The sequence below is a fragment of the Nesterenkonia massiliensis genome (assembly GCF_000455245.1).
Classification (GTDB): domain Bacteria; phylum Actinomycetota; class Actinomycetes; order Actinomycetales; family Micrococcaceae; genus Nesterenkonia; species Nesterenkonia rhizosphaerae.
In genome coordinates this window covers 162735-182489 of record NZ_HG005166.1, presented here as the reverse complement: position 1 = coordinate 182489, position 19755 = coordinate 162735, and the positions used below count along the sequence as shown (strand labels likewise).

Here is a 19755-nt window from a genome sequence, read left to right as displayed (position 1 = left end):
CACTATTGTTGGGCCCAAGAGAGTTCCGGCTGGTCACGTGGAAGGAGGCCCCATGGGGCTGAGCAGACGCCAGGATCAGCTGGTCGATCTGCTGCTGCGCGATGACCGTTGGATCACGGCAGCCTCACTGGCAGACCTGTTGGGCGTCACGCCTCGCAGCGTGCGGTCCTATATCTCTGCGCTGAATGCGCGCAGCGCTGAATCCCCCGCTGTTGAGTCCGGGCCCGCGGGGTATCGCGCGAATCGCGCTGTACTGGGCGCGCTGCGTCGTACTGGTAGCAAGCCGACACCGAATAATGCCGGTCCCCGGGACCGGGTCCATACCTTAGTGAGAGAGCTGCTGGAAGCTGATTCCGGGGTGGATGTGCACCGCACAGCAGAACGTCTGCACGTCAGTGAAGCTACGGTAGACGCCGATCTGGCCCGGGTGCGTGAACTGCTGGAAGGCACCGGGTTGTCCCTTGAACGCTCCGGCCCCCGCGTGATGCTGGTGGGCACCGAGCTCGCTCAGCGCCGGCTGGTCTCCAAGCTCGCCCATGAGGAGATGACCCAGGGTTCCTTCGACGTCGACCAATTGCGACGCTCCGCGGGCATTGCTGCCGATAGGGCCGCCTTTGCACCGTTCCGCCGCGAGCTGACCGCCGGGCTGGTGGAACAGGGCTATTACGTCAACGAGCTGGCTGCTGCCGATGTGCTGCTGCATGTCGCCATTGCCGCCGACAGGGTGGCCCACGGCCGCGCCCTGGAGATTTCGGCTGTGGATCTGGAACCCCACCAGCAGCAGGTCGCTGATCTCTTGGACTCATTGAGCCGTCAGTACCTGGGGGTGACGATGGGGCGCGGCGACTTGCACCACCTGGTCTCTCTGGTGCTGACCCGTGCCGTGGCACCGAAGAGCAGTGACCGCACCCCGGTTGCTCTGGACCCGCAGATCGAGCAGGTGGTCAGCCGCGCCGTCGCCCATGCCGCCCAGGAGTACCTGGTGGACATCCTGCACGGTGACTTCATCCAGCGGCTGAGCCTGCACGTGCAGAATCTTGTGCTTCGAGCTCGGGAACAGGCCTGGTCAAGGAACCCGCTGACCCGGTCACTGAAATCCACCTACCCCATGGTGTTTCAGGTGGCAGTCTCCATTGCTAATGACATCAGCCAGGAGCTCGATATGTCCTTAGGCGATGATGAAATCGCCTATATCGCCATGCATGTGGGCGGCCGCCTAGAACGCAGCCGACGGGCCGAGGCCGTCCTCACGGCCACTATTGTCTGCCCCGGCTACTACGAGCTGCATGAACTGCTGCGTTCGCGCATTGACCGTTCACTGGGAGCCTCAGTGGAGGTGGTGGCGGTAGAGACCAATATGGACCCGGACTGGTCATCAATCACCACGGATCTGGTGCTGACCACTATTGAGCCTCAGGTGCCCGACGAGCGCACCGTGCTGCTGCCGCCCTTTCTCACCGAGGCGGACACCGAACGGATCTCCGCAGCAGTCTCGCGACGACGACGCAGCCTGCGGCTGGCACGGCTGCGCGCCGAGCTGGAACATTATCTGAGCCCCGAAGCCTTTGTGCGTCCCCTGGTGGCCGCCGATGAGGAGGAAGCCATCCGTCGGCTGGGCGAACCGCTTGTGGCTCAGGGCGTGATTGACCAGGACTACGTGCAGCGGGCGTTGGAGCGCGAGCGGCTCTCCTCCACCGCTTTTACCGAAACGCTGGCAGTACCGCATGCGCTGAAGATGACGGCGGGCCGCACTGCACTGTCCATTGGAATTGCTGATGGGTCGGTGCGCTGGGGTGGCGGAAGGGTCCAGATTGTGGCGCTGGTGGCCTTCAGCGAGGAAGACCGGGAAGCCTTCCAGACGATCTTCGAGCAGCTCGTAGAAGTCTTCAGTGAGCATGAGAGCGTCCAGCGAATTCTGCGTCGCGGCACCGATTTCGCCGGGTTCCTCGATGAGCTGGCCGCCGTGATCGACGGCTGACCGGCCCGGCCCCGCCGTCGCCCGATCTATGCGGTGTCAGGCAACGGAGGGGCCGTGGACCGGTTTTTATGGGGGCCGGCTTGGGGGTCGACACGGCTCAAGAGCTAAGTGCCGCTGCTCAGCGTGCCTAGACCACTAGTACTTGGCCGACTGGCCGCCGTCGATGGGGATCACGGCAGCGTTGATGTAACGTGCATCATCGCAGAGCAGGAAGGCCACTGCTGAAGCGACTTCGTAGGCTTCACCGTAGCGCTTAGTCGGGTTGGCCTGAATGAACTCTTCAGCGGCGCCTCGCGGGTCCTCCGGGTCAATCTGCTTCATTGAGCCTTCCACCATGGCTGTCCAGATGGCCCCGGGGGCAATGGCATTGATTCTGATGCCGTACTGGCCGTACTCCACTGCAGAGTTGCGGGTCAGCCCGACGACGCCATGCTTGCTGGCTGCGTAGCCCGACTGGTGGCCCACGCCGCGGATGCCGCCCACCGAGGCGGTATTCACAATGTATCCCGAGCCCTGTTCGCGCATGATGGCCAGCACCGCTTCCATCCCGAGGAATACGCCGCGCAGATTAATGCTCACCACGCGGTCGAACTCTTCAGCCGTGAAATTCGCGGTCAGGTTCTGGCGTCCCTCGATGCCGGCGTTGTTGAAGAAGCCGTCAAGGCGTCCGTAGGCGTCCATGGTGGCTTTGACGTATGCCTGGGTATCGCTTTGCTGCGCGACATCTGCTGTTGCCAGAAGGATCTGCGCCTCAGGAGCGTGCTCCAGAACTTCCGCCTTGGTCACTTCCAGACCCTCTTCTGAAAAGGTCCACAAGTGCCAGCCGAGCACCCTCCTTGGCCTCCTGGATAGCTCTCTGGCGTCCCAGTCCAGAGCCAGCGCCAGTGATAAGGGTTACGCGGTCAGTAAATCGAGCCATGATCCGCCCTTTCTCCGTATGGAGTGTCCACTGGCAAACCTACTCCTGAGGATCTGCCGAAGAACGGCTTCGAGCAGGCTCTTGTCATGGCTCGTCCGGTAAGGGTCTGTGACACACAGTTCGCTTTACCAGGGCTTCGGGGTTTTACCGTGGGGTATACGGGGCGGTAAAACCCCGAAGGGCGGGTAAAACTGGGATCACCGAAGAATCAGGCGCGGATATAGGCGCTCTCATTCATATCCTCGATCTCCCGGCCCTTAGTCTCCGGAACCCACTTGAGCACGAAGAACAGGCTCAGCAAAGCGGAGCCGGCGTAGAAGCCGTAGGCGAAGACCAGGGACAGCTCTGCCATCTGCGGGAAGAGGCTGGAGATCAGGAAGTTCGAACCCCAGTTGAAGGCCGAGGCCACGCCCAGTGCGACGGCGCGAATCCGGTTGGGGAACATCTCACCCAGCATCAGCCACATGAACGGACCCCAGGTGGCGCCGAAGAAGATCACAAAGACATTGGCGGAGACAAGGGCGATGATGCCCCAGGGCTCCGGCAGGGAGACCACGGTCTCCAGCTCGCCGAACTCGTTGGCGAGCTCTTCCGATACCGCCTGGGAGAAGGCCACTGCCATCATCCCCAGGCCCAGCGCCATACCTGCGGAGCCGACTGCCAGCGGGATCCGGCGCCCGACCTTATCCACGATCAGGATGCCCACGATGGTGGCCAGGATGTTCAGGCTCGTGGTGATGACCTGAACCAGCATGGCCTGGTCTTCCTGAATGCCCACGGCCTGCCACAGGGTGGTGGAGTAGTAGAAGATGACGTTGATGCCCACGAACTGCTGGAATACGGCCAGTCCGATGCCCACCCAGACGATGGGCATGACCTTGCCGCCCACGAAGAGATCGCGCAGCTTCTGACGAGCCTCGAGGTTGATGGTGCGGCGGATGTCATCAATCTTGGCGGTCAGGTTTGACTCGCCCTTGATACCGACGATGTCGGTGAGCACCTCGCGGGCTGCGGCGTCGCGCCCACGCGAGACCAGGTACCGCGGAGACTCCGGGATCGACAGCGCCAGCAGGCCGTAGATCAAAGCCGGTACAGCTTCGGAGATGAACATCCAGCGCCAAGCGTCCAGGCCCAGCCACAGCGGAAGTTCCGCGCCACCGGCCAGGTTGGCGAAGAGCGCATTGGAGACCGCAGCCATGAAAATACCGATCACAATGGCCAGCTGAAACAGCGAGCCCAGACGGCCGCGCCAGTTGGCCGGCGAGACCTCGGCAATGTAGGCCGGGGCGATGACCGAGGCCATACCCACGCCGATACCACCGATGATTCGCCAGAAGATGAGGTCATACACACCGAAAACCAGCCCGGAGCCGATCGCAGAGGCCAGGAAGAGTCCCGCCGCGATCAGCATCGCCTTCTGGCGTCCGACCCGGTCAGCTAAGTTACCGCCGGTGAAGGCACCGACCACACAGCCCAGCAGGGCAGTGGAGACAGTGAAACCGCTCATCAGCGCGGAGAGGTCAAAAGCCTCACGGATGGGGCCGACGGCGCCGTTGATCACAGCGGTATCGAAGCCGAAGAGGAAACCGCCGAAGGCGGCTACCAATACTACCCAAGCAACCGCTCCCACAGAGGAGTCCTCGCTGCGTGATTCAGTGCTCATCTTTGAGTTCCTTCTCAACGACGTACAGTACGTGCCGCAAAAATGCGACTGGCCGGTCAAGCCCGGCCGATCCCCGGAGAGTATACGCTGTCCGTGTGCACTGCGCAACTTTAGTTTGAGGGTGAGATCTAAATCATTTCACAGGGCGCGGTCCGGCCGACATGCCTCATTCTGCGTCGTCGTTGACTGCACTTTCAGCGGTGCCCGTGTGCACCGGCCGCAGGGCACGCGTCTGTTCGGCACGCTGAGCCAGCTGATCCTCCCGCGGGTAAGCCACAGACTCAAGAACTAACCCTTGGGGTGGAGCCAGTCGTACTCGCTGGTCCCAACTGGGTTCCTGCAGGCGGCTGAACAGCCAGCCTGGTGCGCGGCGTCTTTCTCCCACATCCAGGCAGCCTCCGATGAGGGCGCGAACCATATGGTGGCAGAAGGCGTCGGCAGTCAGCGTTGCGGTGATGATGCCATCGGCACCGCGGCGGATGGTGAACGCCTGAAGCTCACGAATAGTGGTGGAGTGCTCTCGTGGACGGCAGAAACTTCCAAAGTCATGCAGCCCCAGCACAGCGGTGGCTTCAGCGTCCATGAGGCGCGCGTCAACCGCACCGCGGATCCAGGCGGTGTCATGACGCCGCAACGGGTCCCATAGCTCGCGACGGTCCGCTATCCGGTAGCTGTAGCTGCGGCTCAGCGCGGAGAATCGAGCGTCGAAGGTCTCAGGGACAGCTGAGACGCTCTTCAGCACCACGGCGCCCTGCTGGCGGTTCAGCACGCCGCTGAGCCGGCGCAGCATGGCCTCGTGGGGCAGCAGGTCTCTGCCGCGGGCTAATCCTTGCCATTCATCGTCACCGAGGTCCAGGTGCACGACTTGACCTCGGGCGTGCACACCGGCATCGGTGCGTCCAGCGACAGTCACCCGGACTTCGCGTCGCAGAATTGTTGCCAGCGCCTCATGCAGGGCGCCTTCTACCGTCTGCAGCCCTGGCTGAGCAGCCCAGCCCTTATACGCGTTACCGTCATAGGCGAGGTCGAGTCGGATTCTGGGCATGAAACTAGCCTACTTCGGTGAAGACACGACTGAGCCCCCGCTCTGCAGAGAACGGGGGCTCAGTCAGTGGTGTGTCAGAGAGTCAAGGACTTACTTGTCCTCGGACTCCTCAGCAGCAGCCTCAGCGGCGGTTGCATCCACCTCAGTGTCGGCAGGTGCTTCAGCAGCAGCCTCGTCGGACACCTCAGCGGTCTCCACCTCAGTCTCCTCGACCTCCGGCTCCTCCACAGGAGCAGCGGCAGCGGTGGCACGCTCAGCGTCAGCCACAACCTTCTGCTTCGGGGAAACAGGCTCCATCACCAGTTCGATGACGGCCATAGGAGCGTTGTCGCCCTTACGGTTGCCAATCTTGGTGATGCGGGTGTAGCCGCCCTCGCGCTCGGCCATAGCCGGTGCGATCACGGTGAAGAGCTCGTGAACGATGCTCTGGTTGGTGGCGTTCTTGGCGCTGATCAGGCCCACAACCTTGCGGCGTGCTGCGAGATCGCCCTTCTTCGCCAGCGTGATGAGACGCTCAGCGTAGGGACGAAGGCGCTTGGCCTTGGTCAGAGTAGTGGTGATCGAGCGGTGCTCGAACAGCTGAGCGGAGAGGTTCGCCAGCATGATCTTCTCGTGCGCCGGGCCTCCGCCCAGACGCGGTCCCTTAGTGGGGGTAGGCATTGTGTCTTACTCCTTGAATGAAGCGCTCACCTGCGGCGAGCACGAATGTCTTAAATGACGGGCCGGACTCAGTTGGAGAACTGAGCGTCTGCGTCGTCGTCGTACTCGTCCTGCTCAGCGGCGAAGCGAGCTGCCGTGGGGTCGAAGCCCTCCGGGGAGTCCTTCAGCTGGAGGTTGTACTCGGCCAGCTTCTCCTTGACCTCGTCGATGGACTTGGCACCGAAGTTGCGGATGTCCATCAGGTCGGCCTCGGAGCGAGCGGTGAGCTCACCGATGGTGTGGATGCCCTCGCGCTTGAGGCAGTTGTAGGACCGCACCGTCAGCTCGAGGTCCTCGATCGGCAGTGCCATATCGGCTGCCAGTGCGGCATCCGATGGGGACGGGCCGATCTCGATGCCCTCAGCCGAGAAGTTCAGCTCGCGGGCCAGGGTGAACAGCTCCACCAGGGTGGTGCCTGCCGAGGCCAGCGCATCGCGCGGAGCCATAGAAGGCTTGGTCTCCACATCGATGGTGAGCTTGTCGAAGTCGGTGCGCTGCTCCACACGGGTGGCCTCCACCTTGAAGCTGACCTTCAGCACCGGGGAGTAGATGGAGTCGACCGGGATACGGCCGATCTCTGCGTCCTCGAGCTTGTTCAGAGCTGCCGAGACGTAGCCGCGGCCACGCTCCACAGTCAGCTCCAGGTCCAGCTTGCCGTCCTCGTTGAGGGTCAGCAGGTGCAGGTCGGGGTTGTGGAACTCCACACCGGCCGGCGGGGTGATGTCAGCAGCTGTGACGGCGCCGGGGCCTTCCTTGCGCAGGTAAGCCACAACGGGCTCATCGTGCTCGGAAGACACTGAGAGACGCTTGATGTTCAGGATCAGCTCGGTGACATCTTCCTTGGCGCCAGCGATAGTGCTGAACTCGTGGAGGACGCCGTCGATGCGGACGCTGGTCACAGCGGCACCGGGAATCGAGGAGAGCAGGGTACGGCGCAGGGAGTTACCCAGGGTGTAGCCGAAACCCGGCTCAAGGGGTTCGATGATGAAGCGGGAGCGGTTATCAGCGACGACTTCTTCAGTCAGCGTGGGGCGCTGTGCAATGAGCACTGGTGGTTCCTTTCAGAGTGCATCCGCTATATGACGCATTCTCAGTTCAGTGATTGATGCTCAGCCCGACGACGGCGGCACAGGCGGCTGCCGTCGTCGGGCCCTAGACGATCAGGGTAAAGAAGTGTCGCTCAGACGCGACGGCGCTTGGGCGGGCGGCAGCCGTTGTGAGCGCTGGGGGTGACGTCAGCGATGGATCCGACCTCCAGGCCAGCGGCCTGTAGGGAGCGGATCGCGGTCTCGCGGCCGGAGCCGGGGCCCTTGACGAAGACGTCAACCTTCTTCATGCCGTGCTCCTGTGCGCGCTTAGCAGCCTGCTCGGCTGCCATCTGTGCGGCGTAGGGAGTGGACTTGCGGGATCCCTTGAAGCCAACCTCGCCGGAGGAGGCCCAGGAGATCACAGCGCCAGTGGAGTCCGTGATGGACACGATGGTGTTGTTGAAGGTCGACTTGATGTGAGCCTGACCCTGAGTGATGTTTTTGCTTGCCTTGCGGCGCGGCTTACGGACCGCTGCACGAGTCTTGGGGGGCATTGTCTCTCCTGTGAACTACTTCTTCTTGCCTGCGACGGTCTTCTTGGGGCCCTTACGGGTGCGCGCATTGGTCTTGGTGCGCTGACCGCGGACGGGCAGGCCACGGCGGTGGCGCAGGCCCTCGTAAGAGCCGATTTCGACCTTGCGGCGGATATCAGCGGAGACCTCACGGCGGAGGTCGCCCTCAACGGTGAAGTTGCCTTCGATGTAGTCACGCAGAGCGACCAGCTGTTCGTCAGTCAGGTCCTTCACGCGGGTGTTGGGGTCAACCCCAGTGGCCTCAAGGACCTGTTCAGCGCGGGTGCGTCCCACGCCGTAGATATAAGTGAGTGCGATCACCGTGCGCTTTTCGCGCGGGATGTCCACACCTGCCAGACGTGCCACGTGGCAGTCCTCCTTTGTCTTATCCGAAGGTCTGAAGCAGCGCGATCCCCTCTGGGACTTTTATGTCCGACGCCGGAGGCGGCGTCATCAGCGGGTCCCCGGCCTTCGGTAACCGGAGGTATGCTCGCCAGCTCATTCGCGAGCTGCACTGCTTTGCTGTATTGAGCTGTGGTGGGAATGCTCCCGTTCGCCAACTAGGCGACCGGTGGCACAACTCCCTGCGCGGTACTTAAGCGCCCTCACTTAAAAGACTTAAGTGAAGAGCTCAGCCCTGGCGCTGCTTGTGGCGCGGGTTCTTGCAGATCACTCGCACAACACCACCGCGACGGATGGTCTTGCAGTCGGAGCAGATCGGCTTCACGCTCGGCTGAACCTTCATGGGTTCTCCTCGATTACTTGTAGCGGTAGACGATACGGCCGCGGTTGAGGTCATAAGGGCTCATCTCCACCACGACCCGGTCCTCGGGGAGGATGCGGATGTAGTGCTGGCGCATCTTGCCCGAGATGGTTGCCAGGACAACGTGATCGTTCTCCAGCTTCACACGGAACATTGCATTCGGCAGGGCTTCAACAACTGAGCCCTCGACCTCGATGACGCCTTCTTTTTTACCCATATGCTCCACACACCGTTCACGATCCCCTGAACCGCCCCGTTCACACCGGAATATCGGCATAAAGTAGGGCTGAGCGGAGGATCTGGATTTCTGCTTTAGAGTCCCTGCCCGCACATCTGCCAACAGGCATAGTTGGGCAGAGACAACCAACAGACAATCGTACCTGAGTCAAGCCCGCCGCGCCAGTCGGTGTTAGTTCCACCAAAACCCAACGTCGACGGCGGGCCGACTCCACCTGATCAGGCCGCGCGGTGCTCTTCCAGCAGCCGTTCGTAGAGCCCCATATCCAACAGCAGCTTCACCATACCGCCAGGATTCTTGCGAGCAGCCTCCGCCAATGCCGCATGGTCCTGATCATCACCCCAGATAGCATCCTCGACCACGGCATTCAGTGTGGGTGAATGCTTGAAGTCCGCCTCAGGGTTATTACTGGCCTGTGTTTGAAGCTTCTTGTCCTTCACAGCACGAGCCAGCAGTGATTCGGTGTAGCTGAGCTTGTGCTCGTCATCCACGTCCAGGTGGCCTAAGTACTCGTTGACTGTCTCGATGACCTCTTCCCAAGTGCCGCGCTGGGCATCGCCACCACGGGAGATGCCCGCCTCGGTCATTCCGCGCAGACCTTCTCCCCCACCCCCAGCGGTCAAGGACTCTTCCCGGAGTTTCTCTAGCTTGAAGTGTGTGAGAACAACGTCGTCGAGGTTGATCCGGTCGGGGTCTGTCTCCTCCTCGGTGAAGCTCACGAGCTTGCGCTGAAGCTTCTCCGCGTACACGGAGAGCTTCTCGTAGTATTCATCTCCGAAATTGAGGATTTGGCTGAAGAAGTCGTAGGCCTTGGAATAGGCACCCAGGGTCTTACGGAACTCCTTTAGTTCCTCTAGTTGAGCAGCATCGTCCTGCTGTACGTAGATGTTCACTGCTTGCTGCCAATACACGGCGAATCGTTCAACCGCGATGTCGATGACGCCATTGATCTGTCCGTGGGCGTTCTTCTCACTCTTGGCGCCGCGCCAGATGCGCCAGAAGTGGTCTACTTCAGAGGGCAGGAAGATCCGCTTATTCTCCAGCTTCATCCTCAGCTCCAGGACCAGCTCGGGATCGGATTCCTTCACCAGGACTGCATCCTCGTAGTACTCCCTGAAAGCGGCTTCCACGCGCTGGGGGTTATCCGGGATGAAGTCCAGGATGTAGGTGTTGTCTTTCCCCTGGGCCTGGCGGTTGAGCCGTGAGAGGGTCTGGACTGCGGAGATGCCCGAGAGTTTCTTATCCACATACATGGCCACCAGCAGCGGCTCATCAAAGCCAGTCTGGTATTTATTCGCGACGATGAGGACATGCTGGTCCTGCTGCCCAAAGACCTGAGCTAAGTCCCGGCCCTTGAGGTCTGGGTTCTCAGTTTCCTCAGTCACCGTGTGCTTCTGTGCTCCGCCAATACTTGGGACATCGGGATCTTCAACTTCTCCCGAAAACGCCACCAACGATTTCAAAGCCAACCCACGCTCTGCCACGGCACGCTGAAAATGCCGGTGATAGCGCACTGCGGCAGCACGGGATGAGGTGACCACGATGGCTTTAGCACGGCCGCCGAGTTCGGGCTGGACCACATGGGTGAAGTGCTCGATGATCTCGTGGACTTTGGAGGAGACGTTGGTCGGGTGCAGCTCCACTTTGCCAATGATCGCCCTACTGGAACGCCGGATGTCCAGCTCTTGATGACCACCGGTCTCAGTGCGACGAGCGATCCGGGCCGCGGTTTCATAACTGGTGTAGTTCTTCAGCACATCGAGGATGAAGCCTTCTTCAATGGCCTGCTTCATGGAATACAGGTCAAAGGGCTCTGGCGGGCTCTGCGGGTCCCTGCGTCTGCCGAATATCTCCAGGGTCTTTCCCTTAGGTGTGGCCGTGAAGGCGAAGTAACTGATTCGCTTGTCTTCATCCACCCTGGCGGCCATTGCTGCCAGCGCTTCCTGGTTCAGTTCGGCTTCATCCATATCAGCAACATCAGTTGCCTGCTGTTGCAGGTAGAGCAGCTCTTTGAGTGCATTGGCCGCAGCACCGGTCTGCGAGGTGTGAGCCTCGTCTGCGATGACGGCGAAGCGTCGGCCATCCAGAATCCCGCCTTCTTCGCGCATCTTCTTCAATGCATGGGGGAAGGTCTGCAGGGTAAGCCCAATAATGGGCACTCGTGCAGCGAAGGCCGCCATGAGTTGTTTGGTTTTAGACCCCTCGCTGCCCGAGGTGATGGGTTGGAACTTCCCTGAAGTGTTAGTCAGCTGATTCACAGCTTCCTGCAGCTGGCGGTCCAGAACTTGCCGGTCGGAGATGACAATGACTGAGTCGAAGACTTTCTGACCATCTGCCGCCTGAAGATCTGCCAGCCTATGGGCGGTCCAAGCGATAGAGTCAGTTTTTCCGGAACCAGCAGAGTGCTGGATGAGGTATTTATGACCGGGACCCTCTTCTGCGGCAGTGTGGACGAGCCTGCTGACTGCCCGCCACTGGTGGTACCGGGGGAATCGGATCTGACTGCGCGTGATGATTTTGCCGGTGAGCGGGTCGGCGCGTTTCTCTCGGTTGACGTAGATGAACTTGGCCAGGATGTTGAGCCAAGTATCAGGATCCAGGATCTCCTCCCAGAAGTAGCTTGTGCGATGCTTGCCCTCCACCGGCGGGTTGCCTGCGCCGTTGTGATGGCCGCGGTCAAAGGGAAGGAAGAAGGTTTCGCTTCCCCTGAGTGCGGTGGTCATCACGATGTTCTCGTCGGTGAGCCCGAAGTGCACCAGGGCTCCACGGAACGGGGTCAGCAGCGGTTCGCCCTGTGGCAGCCGGTCCTTGCGGTACTGGTCTTTAACCTTTTCTAACGACTGGCTAAAGGTGGTCTTGGTTTCAATGGTGGCCACCGGGATGCCGTTGAGGAAGAGGACAAGGTCAATGCGGTTGCTGTGCCGCGTGGAGTAGATGACCTCACGGACAACCCTCAGCCGGTTCTTCCGGTACCGCGCAGTTAGTTCAGGGTTTAGATCCGTGGAGACCGGGTTCTGCATGAGCTGGAATCGGCGAGCCCCGATGACATCCACCCCGTTGCGCAACACGTTGAGAGTGCCACCGCCCTGCTCTTCGGTGACAGCGAGCTGCTTGGCCACCCTGTCTAGGATTGTGCGCTGCCCCTTCTGCTGGGCCGCACCCGGTTCAGCAGGGACAATCCTGCGGTAGTTCTCCGGATCAGAGTCTTCTAACCAACCGAGGAGGTCTTCGGGCCAGAGGGCACGTTCTTTGTCATAGCCGGAGGAGTTCGGTGACGCCAGCCAGCCGTGGTCGGCCAGGTAGTCCGCAATCTGGCGCTGAAATCTATCCTCGTGGTGAAGCTGACTCATCCGAGGTCCCCTCTTTTGCTCTGCCGAGTGCTCTCCCTCACCCTACTTTGTGCAGGTCAGCTCGCGTGTGAAGAACTGTGAGTCTCGACAGATCGTTACTAACACTTACGCTCAAAGTGTTAGTAAGGTGGATCTATGGCAACACTTCCTGTCCCTGCCATGGGCAAAGAAGACCACTTCTGGACAGCGGAACCTGACGGCAGCACAGGACGACGACGCCTGGCTGCCGCCACTGGGCCGTACCGTTCTGCTGTGCCCGCCGAGTTGAAGGACTACCGGCCGGCTCTTCCCCCTGAACTGGTGACAGATCTGGACGAAGCGACCACAGCACTCGCCCGCTTCGACAACTACGCGTTGGGGCGGCTGGGCCGCGAGAACAACGCCCTGGGACCCATGAGTTCCATCCTGCTGCGCACGGAATCCTCATCCTCCTCTCAGATCGAGAACCTCACGGTAGGCGCACGCCAGCTTGCCCTAGCTGAGCTTGGTCAGAGCTCTAGTGATAATGCCTCCGTGGTGGTCGGCAACCTGCGTGCCATGGAAGCGGCTTTGCAGCTCGCTGACCGCCTGGACGAGGATGCCATTCTGACCATGCAGCGGGTGCTGATTTCGGCGCAGCGTCATGGCGAGAGGTACGCCGGCCGGTATCGGGATTCCCTGGTGTGGGTGGGGACTTCGCGAGTAACCCCTATTGGTGCCAGCCATATGGCGCCCCAGCCGGAGCTGATTCGGCCGGCCATGCAGGATTTGATGACGTTTATGCATCGGGTGGACCTCCCCCCGCTGTTTCAGGCGGCGGTAGCCCATGCCCAGTTCGAGACTATTCACCCGTTCGTTGACGGCAATGGTCGAACCGGCCGCGCCCTGGTGCATGCCATGCTCCAGACGCACGGGGTGATGACGGAGACGACGGCGCCTGTGTCGGCCGGTCTGCTTCGGGACACCGAGGGATATTTCGATGCGCTGACTGCTTTCCGCCAGGGGGATGCGGAGCCGATTCTCAGCCGCTTCGTTGAAGCGTCTTTATTCGCGTCAAACTCCGGAATGGTGTTGGTGGATGATCTGGTGACCGTATTGGAGGACTCGGAGCAGAAGCTCGCAGGACTTCGCCGCAATGCCAGCGCGTGGTCAGTGATCCCGCACTTGATCTCGCATCCGGTGATTGACTCCCGGTTCTTGGTCACGCAGCTTGGACTCAATGAAATGACGGCCCAGCGCGCGCTGGCCCAGCTGACCGAACGCGGTGTGTTGGAAGAACGTTCAGGGAAGCGGCGGCACCGGGTGTATCAGCACCCGGGAGTTCTCCAGACTCTCGATGCCTACGCCCAGCAGCTGCACCGCAAATAGCGTGGACGGGAGGAGGCGCGGCTGCTCGGCGCGCTCTCAGGCGAGCTGAGCGATGTCCTCTTCGAGCTGTTCGGCGGCTGGCTTATGCTTAGCGGTGACATCGATCTGCCCGGTGACGGCAGCCGAGATCAGTGCAGCGCGGCGTTCCTTGGCGAGCGCAATCGCCTTCCGGGAATCGTGCACAGCATCGGCCACCTTAGCTAGGGCAGCGTGAAGTGCTTTGACGAGCCTTTCCTGAGCTCCTCGGTCCCGATATGGGACGAGGAAAGACCTCACCGTAGTCGAGTTTGTGGAGGCCAAATTAGTGGACTGACGTGCGGTGAGATCGAAGTAGTCACGCGCCCATGTGGATTCCAGAACAAGCACCAGGTACTCCGGGGAGAGAGCTTCAGCGCAGCGAAACGAGAAGATGTGATTCTGGTGGAGCATGTTTGGAACACTTCCGTCCCAGATGGCTCCCCGGCCCAATTTGTCGCGGTCACCACCCTCAGTCATCAGAATGTCTCCTGGTTGCAGGCGGTTTGTATCCGCGACCCGCTGCGGCACACGGACTGTGGCCACGTCTGTGAGGTCCACGTAGTTGGTCTGTACATTCGCCACACGGAGGTAGGGAAACTCTTCGACCGGTTCCGTGTACTTGGTGCCTAGAGTGAGACCTGACCTTAAAGTTCCGAGATGCTTCATCGGCACCATTACCGGCTCACCTGCATCGAGGTGAGCGTCGATAGTTGCGATACGACGCTCTTCTTCCAATTTAATCAGCGCTTCTAGATCCGCGATGAAGGCGTCGATTTCGGCGGTCTCGTGGTCGAGGTAGTCGGCGATGGTCTGTTGGGTTCCATATCCGGGCGCGGGTACCAGCACAGTCTTGGAAGTGTTCCAACGAAACTCAGTGGAACGCTCTCGAACTCCTTGTGCGAAAGACTGAACGAGACCCGATAACGCATAGTTTCTCAGGACGTAGGCGTAGAAGGGCACATACGCGGTCTGCGCCTGACGCGGAGTAAGCACCGAATAAACAGGCGAGGATTTGCCCCGATCCTGTGCAACACCGATTGCACCAGCAAATCCATCCATCGCATGAATCACGAGATCCCCAGGTTCGATTCCCTGATAGCCAATCTCTTGCACGGCTTCAGTAAATCCATCTGTTCTGCGTCGGGACCGGAGCATAACCTGGCCATCCCTAAATGCCGTAACTACGCCTGTGCCCTTACCAGGTGTGCGCTGTTGACGCTGAAATAACCGACCGAGAGCCACTTGGGGCCACCGGCTCGGCAAGTACACTTGTCTCACGCTTTCACCTGCTCTAGGCGTTGGCGGATACGGCCGAGGACTTCCTCGAGGTCGCGATCGATCTCTTCCAAGGGGCGCGGCGGAACGTACTCGTAGAAATGCCGGGTGAACGGAATCTCCACGCCGATCTTGGTTTTGGACTCATCAATCCAAGCATCCGGCACGAATGGCTTGACCTCGCGTTCGAGATACTCGTGAATGTCCTCATCCCAGGGCACATTCTCTGTGTCACGCAACGCGGGGTTCGGCTCAGGTGAGCCGTTGCGCTTGGTGATCAGCTCGCCGTCGTCGTCATGCTCCGAGAGTTCTGAGACGACTGCCTTCAGCTGAGCAGGAGTTAGTTTCGCTCCCCCGGCATCCAACCGGGTCTTGAGATCCTTCAAGAACTCATCCCGGCTGGTCCACGTATTCGAAGCCTCCGCCTCGGCTGCCTGCAGCACCTCTCCAAGGCCCGCGCGAATATCCTCCTCCAGCTTCGTCACCGCTTTGGAGTCCAAGGCCCGCTCTACGCGATCCGCGGCGTAGGCGTAATTCAACCGCAGCGCGCGCTCTACGGTGATGGTCCGGTAGAAGAAGTCCTGGTTGCGGAAGATCTTCGAATGCTTGGACTCATCGAAGCCCTCATACAGCTCCGTGATGCGTTTGATGTCCTCCGCGCCCAGCATCTTGCGCTTGGAGCCCACCGACTTGCGCATTTTTGTGAACATCGCGGTGGCGTCGATCAGTTGCACCTTCCACTTGCGGTGCTCTGGCTTCTTCTTGTTCAGCACCCAGATGTATGTGGAGATCCCGGTGTTGTAGAACATGTCCGTGGGCAGCCCGATGATGGCTTCCAGGTAGTCGTTCTCCAGCACCCACTTCCGGATATTCGACTCACCCGAGCCGGCACCGCCGGTGAACAGCGGGGAACCGTTGAGAACAATCGCGCCCTTGCCGCCCGCTGCACCAGTCCCGGGGTCGGGATCCCGCAGCTTAGTGATCAAGTGCATCAGGAACAGCAAGGAACCGTCGGAGACCCTGGGCAGTCCCGGGCCGAAGCGACCGGTATACCCCTGTACCTCATGCTCGGTCTCCACCACTTGTTTGTGCTTCTTCCAGTCCACCCCAAACGGTGGATTCGAGAGGCCATAATGGAAGGTGCGGTCCTCGAAAGCGGGGCTGGTGAGAGTATTTCCCAACACAATGTTGTCGATCCCCTGGCCCTTCACCACCATGTCCGCCTTGCAGATGGCGTATGACTCCGGGTTGATCTCCTGGCCCAGCAGGTTCACCTCAGCCTGCGGATTCAGCTTCCGAATCTTCTCCTCCGCCACTGAGAGCATGCCGCCGGTGCCAGCGGTGGGGTCGTAGACATCGCGCACCACACCAGGGGTGTTCAGCTGTTCTTCCTCAGTCACCAGCAGTGACACCATCAGCTCGATGACTTCTCGCGGTGTGAAATGCTCACCAGCGGTTTCATTGGAGGCTTCCGCGAACCGACGAATCAGCTCCTCAAAGATATGCCCCATCTGCTCGTTGCTGACACGGTCCGGGTGCAGATCCAGATCAGCCTGGGTGAAGTGCTTGAGCACATCAAAGAGCAGATCATGACGGGCCAAATCAATCACCGTGTCTTCAAACTTGTACTGCTCGAAGATGTCCCGCACATTGCCGGAAAAACCGTTCACATACGACCGGAGATTCTCCTCCAAGTTGTAGGTGTCCCCACGCAGGGTAAGCAAAGTATGGCCAGCCCGGTTATAGAAGGAGTAGTGGTGACCTGCGCGGTGACGGAGCATGCCCAGCGGAAGCTCAGCGTCGACGTCGAACCCCTTGGCCGCCTCCAGCACCGCAGCTTTAGTAGGGGCCAGCACGGCATCAAGCCGAGCCAGAACAGTAAAGGGCAGAATGATGTCCCCGTACTGGTGCTGCTTATAGGTGCCCCGCAGAATATCGGCGGCGTTCCAGATGAACTGGGCATGGTTAAGCACAGGAAGTCCCCTCAAAAGTGAACGCGGGCGTGAAGCTAAGGCACTAAAGCCTAACGAATACTCAGGAAGGAATCGGCACTGGAGTCACACCGAGCGGCTCCAGCTCAGAAGCCCCGCCATCGGGGGCAGTCAGCACCCAGATGCCAGCTTCGTGGCGGCACACCGAGTGCTCCCACTGGCTGGCGCGGGTGCCGTCAGTGGTGATGATGGTCCAGTCATCCTCAAGGACCTTGGTCTCAATACCGCCGCGGGTGAGCATCGGCTCAATCGCCACCGCCATGCCGGGCTTGATCTTCGCGCCCTTCATCCCGGTGGAGTAGTTGAAGACATCGGGAGCCATATGCATCGCCGAACCGATGCCGTGACCCACATAATCCTCCAGGATCCCCAGCGGCTTACCGGGCTGGGACCTTACGAAGTCCTCGACGGCGTCGCCGATCTCCCCGATGTGCTTGGCGGTGGCGAAGGCAGCAATGCCCTGCCACAGCGCAGCGCGGGTGATCTCGCTGAGCCGCTCATCCTCGGGATCAGCAGTACCTTCAGCAGAAGATCCCAGGATGACAGTCCGTGCAGAGTCGGAGTGCCAGCCCTCAATGATGCAGCCGCCGTCGATCTTGAGCACATCACCGGTCTGCAGCACCCGCTCCCCCGGGATGCCGTGAACGACTTCCTCATTGACCGAGGCGCAGATATAGCCGGGGAAGCCGTGGTAGTTCAAGAAGTTCGGCTTGGCCCCCCGGGAGGTGATGTACTCGGCGAACACATCATTAAGCTCGCCAGTAGTCACTCCCGGGCGGGCAGCAGCCACTGCACGGTCCAGTCCCTCACTGAGGATAGAGCCGGCTGCGTCCATATGACGCAGCTGCTCATTGGACTTCAGTTCGATCCGCGCACGTGTTAGCACTTAGGACTTCAGCGTTTCCATGATGCGGGCGTTGACCTCATCGATCGGGCCCAGTCCGTCGACGCGGCGCAGCAGACCGCGCTCTTCGTACTCAGCGATCATCGGTGCGGTCTCGGTATCAAAAAGCTCCAGGCGACGACGGATCGCTGACTCGTCAGCGTCATCCTTGCGTCCCTCGATCTCAGCACGCTTCTTCAGGCGCTGGATGAGCTCTTCGCGGTCAGCGGTGAGCTCCAGGACGACGTCGAGCTCCACGCCCAGACGCGAGAGCATCTCATCGAGGGCGGCAACCTGGGTGCGGTTGCGCGGGTAGCCATCCAGCAGGAAGCCGTCTTTGGCATCCTCCCAGCCCAGCCGGTCCTCCACCATGCGGTTGGTCACCGAATCCGGGACGAGGTTGCCGGCGTCGACATAGGTCTTGGCCTCTTTGCCAAGCTCAGTCTCACCCTTGATATTGGCACGGAAGATATCTCCGGTGGAGATGGCCACAATGCCAAGCTCCTCGGAAATCCGCTTGGACTGGGTTCCCTTGCCGGATCCAGCCGGTCCCACGATCAGCATTCGAGTCATCGCAGCAGCCCTTCGTAGTTGTGTTGTTCCATCTGAGCGTTGATCTGTTTGACTGTGGTCAAGCCCACACCAACCATGATCAGAATAGACGTTCCACCGAATGGGAAGTTCTGATCAGCCCCGATGAGGACGAAGGCGATGAGTGGGATGAGCGCGATCAGACCCAGGTACAGCGAGCCCGGGAAGGTGATGCGGGAGATCACGTAGGAGAGGTAGCTCTCGGTGGGTTTGCCGGCCCGAATACCGGGGATGAAGCCGCCGAACTTCCGCATATTCTCGGCCACTTCGTTCGGGTTGAACGTGATGGTGACGTAGAAGTAGGTGAAGCCGATGGTCATCAGGAAGAACACAGCCATATAGACCGGGTGGGCGCCGTCGAAATACGTGTTGATCCAGATCAACCACTGCGGCGCCTCTTCACCGGGTGCCGGCTGATTGAACTGGCCCAGAACCGAGGGCAACATCAGGATCGAGGAAGCGAAGATCACGGGGATCACGCCAGCCATGTTGACCTTGATGGGGATATAGGTGGAGGTTCCGCCAACGGTGCGGCGACCTACCTGCTTCTTTGCGTACTGGACGGGAACACGGCGCTGGGACTGCTCCACGAAGACCACCGCAGCCACAACGATCAGGCCCACGATGCACACGATGGTGAAGACGCGCCAGCCCTGAACGGTCCAGATATCGCGCATGGAGCCAGGGAAGCCGGCGGCGATAGCAACAAAGATCAGGATGGACATGCCATTGCCGACGCCGCGCTCGGTGATCTGTTCGCCGAGCCACATGATCATGGCCACGCCGGTGACCAGCGTGAGGATCATGAGCATGACCAGGAAGATGCTGTCATCAGGGATGATGTCGCCGGGGTTGCAGCCCAGCAGGGCACCCGAACGCGCCATCGTGACCAGCACAGTGGCGTTCAGCGTCGCCAGCGCCAGCGTGAGATACCGGGTGTACTGGGTCAGTTTGGCCTGACCCTGTGCACCTTCACGCTGAAGAGTCTCAAAACGTGGAATGACCACACGCAGCAGTTGCACGATGATCGCTGCGGTGATGTACGGCATGACACCCAGGGCGAAGACCGAGACCTGAAGCATGGCGCCGCCGGAGAACATATTGACGAAGTTGTACAGACCACCCTCTGCCTGCCCGAGGGCAAGACACTGCTGCACACCGTTGTAGTCCACCCCGGGTGCAGGGATAAATGCGCCGATCCGGTAGATCGTGATGATCCCGAGCGTAAACAGGATCTTCATGCGCAGGTCGGGTGATGCGAAAACCCTAGCTATTGCGCTGAACAAGCGTCCTCCTCTATGGGTCTGCCGACCACACAGTCAGTCATCCTAACGCGCTCAGCGCGCTGGCGAAGAATTCAACCAATCCCCCACATATGTGAAAGCCCCCGCAGGC

17 protein-coding genes are annotated in these 19755 nt (G+C 60.5%); 2 read left to right on the top strand and 15 right to left on the bottom strand.

Annotated elements, in window-relative coordinates; translation table 11 throughout:
- Positions 1–52 precede the first annotated feature (52 nt).
- Entirely contained in the window at positions 53–1978 is a 1926-nt protein-coding gene (locus TX78_RS04025) for a BglG family transcription antiterminator (protein ID WP_044493928.1), read from the top strand.
- A gap of 135 nt (positions 1979–2113) precedes the next feature.
- Here TX78_RS04025 and TX78_RS04020 read toward each other — a convergent pair whose 3' ends face one another.
- From TX78_RS04020 to TX78_RS03975, 10 genes are all read right to left on the bottom strand, one after another.
- Complete coding sequence (locus tag TX78_RS04020) at positions 2114–2764, bottom strand: SDR family oxidoreductase (RefSeq protein ID WP_233722154.1); 651 nt, start codon at positions 2762–2764, stop codon at positions 2114–2116.
- A gap of 341 nt (positions 2765–3105) precedes the next feature.
- Positions 3106–4560, bottom strand: a complete 1455-nt coding sequence (locus TX78_RS04015; RefSeq protein ID WP_044493927.1) for a sugar porter family MFS transporter — start codon at positions 4558–4560, stop codon at positions 3106–3108.
- 166 nt (positions 4561–4726) lie between these two features.
- Positions 4727–5605: a tRNA pseudouridine(38-40) synthase TruA gene (truA, locus tag TX78_RS04010; RefSeq protein ID WP_044493925.1), complete on the bottom strand. Its 879-nt coding sequence runs from the start codon at positions 5603–5605 to the stop codon at positions 4727–4729.
- A gap of 90 nt (positions 5606–5695) precedes the next feature.
- Entirely contained in the window at positions 5696–6265 is a 570-nt protein-coding gene (gene rplQ, locus TX78_RS04005) for a 50S ribosomal protein L17 (protein WP_044493924.1), read from the bottom strand.
- 68 nt (positions 6266–6333) lie between these two features.
- Positions 6334–7353, bottom strand: coding sequence for a DNA-directed RNA polymerase subunit alpha (locus tag TX78_RS04000; protein WP_044493923.1), 1020 nt, complete (start codon positions 7351–7353; stop codon positions 6334–6336).
- A gap of 131 nt (positions 7354–7484) precedes the next feature.
- On the bottom strand, positions 7485–7886 hold the full coding sequence (gene rpsK, locus TX78_RS03995) for a 30S ribosomal protein S11 (RefSeq protein ID WP_044493921.1): 402 nt from the start codon (positions 7884–7886) through the stop codon (positions 7485–7487).
- A 15-nt stretch (positions 7887–7901) separates the two neighbouring features.
- Positions 7902–8270: a 30S ribosomal protein S13 gene (gene rpsM, locus TX78_RS03990; protein WP_044493918.1), complete on the bottom strand. Its 369-nt coding sequence runs from the start codon at positions 8268–8270 to the stop codon at positions 7902–7904.
- Between the two features lie 265 nt (positions 8271–8535).
- A complete protein-coding gene (rpmJ, locus tag TX78_RS03985; protein WP_044493916.1) occupies positions 8536–8649 on the bottom strand; it encodes a 50S ribosomal protein L36 in 114 nt (37 codons plus the stop codon).
- 13 nt (positions 8650–8662) lie between these two features.
- A complete protein-coding gene (infA, locus tag TX78_RS03980) occupies positions 8663–8884 on the bottom strand; it encodes a translation initiation factor IF-1 (protein ID WP_044493914.1) in 222 nt (73 codons plus the stop codon).
- Between the two features lie 239 nt (positions 8885–9123).
- Positions 9124–12255 carry a type I restriction endonuclease subunit R gene (locus TX78_RS03975; protein WP_044493913.1) on the bottom strand — a complete coding sequence of 1044 codons (3132 nt, stop codon included), beginning with the start codon at positions 12253–12255 and terminating at the stop codon, positions 9124–9126.
- 135 nt (positions 12256–12390) lie between these two features.
- On the opposite strand from TX78_RS03975, the gene TX78_RS03970 reads away from it, so the two are divergent.
- Positions 12391–13602, top strand: a complete 1212-nt coding sequence (locus TX78_RS03970; protein ID WP_044493911.1) for a Fic family protein — start codon at positions 12391–12393, stop codon at positions 13600–13602.
- Positions 13603–13638: 36 nt separating this feature from the next.
- On the opposite strand, the gene TX78_RS03965 is transcribed toward TX78_RS03970, so the two are convergent.
- The 5 genes from TX78_RS03965 to secY all read right to left on the bottom strand — a co-directional run bounded on the left by TX78_RS03965 (position 13639) and on the right by secY (position 19646).
- Entirely contained in the window at positions 13639–14733 is a 1095-nt protein-coding gene (locus TX78_RS03965; RefSeq protein WP_049897428.1) for a restriction endonuclease subunit S, read from the bottom strand.
- 161 nt (positions 14734–14894) lie between these two features.
- The gene (locus TX78_RS03960; protein ID WP_044493909.1) at positions 14895–16868 is read right to left on the bottom strand and encodes a type I restriction-modification system subunit M; all 1974 of its coding nucleotides are present in this window, start codon (positions 16866–16868) and stop codon (positions 14895–14897) included.
- 61 nt (positions 16869–16929) lie between these two features.
- The gene (gene map, locus TX78_RS03955) at positions 16930–17772 is read right to left on the bottom strand and encodes a type I methionyl aminopeptidase (protein WP_081652549.1); all 843 of its coding nucleotides are present in this window, start codon (positions 17770–17772) and stop codon (positions 16930–16932) included.
- Entirely contained in the window at positions 17773–18342 is a 570-nt protein-coding gene (locus TX78_RS03950; protein WP_044493907.1) for an adenylate kinase, read from the bottom strand.
- On the bottom strand, positions 18339–19646 hold the full coding sequence (secY, locus tag TX78_RS03945; protein ID WP_044493904.1) for a preprotein translocase subunit SecY: 1308 nt from the start codon (positions 19644–19646) through the stop codon (positions 18339–18341). The genes TX78_RS03950 and secY overlap by 4 nt, the downstream gene beginning before the upstream one ends.
- Positions 19647–19755: the final 109 nt, after the last annotated feature.

Bases quoted from the DNA above. Each gene is read 5' to 3' on its own strand.
- TX78_RS04025 (WP_044493928.1), top strand. From the start codon at position 53: ATGGGGCTGAGCAGACGCCAGGATCAGCTGGTCGATCTGCTGCTGCGC.
- TX78_RS04015 (WP_044493927.1), bottom strand. From the start codon at position 4,560: ATGAGCACTGAATCACGCAGCGAGGACTCCTCTGTGGGAGCGGTTGCT.
- truA (WP_044493925.1), bottom strand. From the start codon at position 5,605: ATGCCCAGAATCCGACTCGACCTCGCCTATGACGGTAACGCGTATAAG.
- rplQ (WP_044493924.1), bottom strand. From the start codon at position 6,265: ATGCCTACCCCCACTAAGGGACCGCGTCTGGGCGGAGGCCCGGCGCAC.
- rpsK (WP_044493921.1), bottom strand. From the start codon at position 7,886: ATGCCCCCCAAGACTCGTGCAGCGGTCCGTAAGCCGCGCCGCAAGGCA.
- rpmJ (WP_044493916.1), bottom strand. From the start codon at position 8,649: ATGAAGGTTCAGCCGAGCGTGAAGCCGATCTGCTCCGACTGCAAGACC.
- infA (WP_044493914.1), bottom strand. From the start codon at position 8,884: ATGGGTAAAAAAGAAGGCGTCATCGAGGTCGAGGGCTCAGTTGTTGAA.
- TX78_RS03975 (WP_044493913.1), bottom strand. From the start codon at position 12,255: ATGAGTCAGCTTCACCACGAGGATAGATTTCAGCGCCAGATTGCGGAC.
- TX78_RS03970 (WP_044493911.1), top strand. From the start codon at position 12,391: ATGGCAACACTTCCTGTCCCTGCCATGGGCAAAGAAGACCACTTCTGG.
- TX78_RS03950 (WP_044493907.1), bottom strand. From the start codon at position 18,342: ATGACTCGAATGCTGATCGTGGGACCGGCTGGATCCGGCAAGGGAACC.